The 626-nt window shown below is 66.5% G+C and carries 1 protein-coding gene; it reads right to left on the reverse strand.

Features of this window, described 5'->3' with window-relative positions; translation table 11 throughout:
- On the reverse strand, positions 1–626 hold a 626-nt coding region (tssI, locus tag HWX36_RS37530), incomplete at both ends, for a type VI secretion system tip protein TssI/VgrG (protein ID WP_244136623.1).

Here is a 626-nt window from a genome sequence, read left to right on the forward strand (position 1 = left end):
CGCTCGACGGTCTGCTGCATGTCGCGCTCGGCATGCAGCATCAGGCGCTCCGCGCCATACTGGTCGTCGAACGTCAGTTGGCTCCCGTTCTGCGCCTGCCCCGCCTGTTTGATCGAGCGCGACACCAGCCCCGTGTAGCGCGCATCCTTCGGCAAGTCATAGGGCGTCGGGTTCTCGCCGTTGTAGACGATCCCCGTCACCACCGGCCGGTCGAGGTCGCCATCCACATACGTCACCAGCACTTCCTGCCCGACCCGCGGCATCGCCAGCACGCCCCACCCCTTGCCCGCCCACGCCTGCGACACCCGGATCCAGCACGACGCGTCCGCCTCCACCGTCTTGTAGCGGTCCCAGTGGAAATGCACCTTGATCCGCCCGAGACTGTCGGTGTACACCTCCGACACCTGCGGCCCCACCACCGTCGCGCTCTGGATGCCCGACACTTCCGGCCGCTTCGTCACGAGCAGCGGACGATACGGCTGGTCATCGGCCAGCGCGCGGAACTTCACCGACACATTGCGTCCTTGCGACGTGCTGTCCGGCCCGTCCTGGACGAACGACAGCTCACTGCCGATCACGTAGTACCGACGGTTGCGCGCGGCCGCTGGATAGCCCATCAACGTAAA

This window comes from Burkholderia sp. BCC0405, from assembly GCF_902833075.1.
Classification (GTDB): domain Bacteria; phylum Pseudomonadota; class Gammaproteobacteria; order Burkholderiales; family Burkholderiaceae; genus Burkholderia.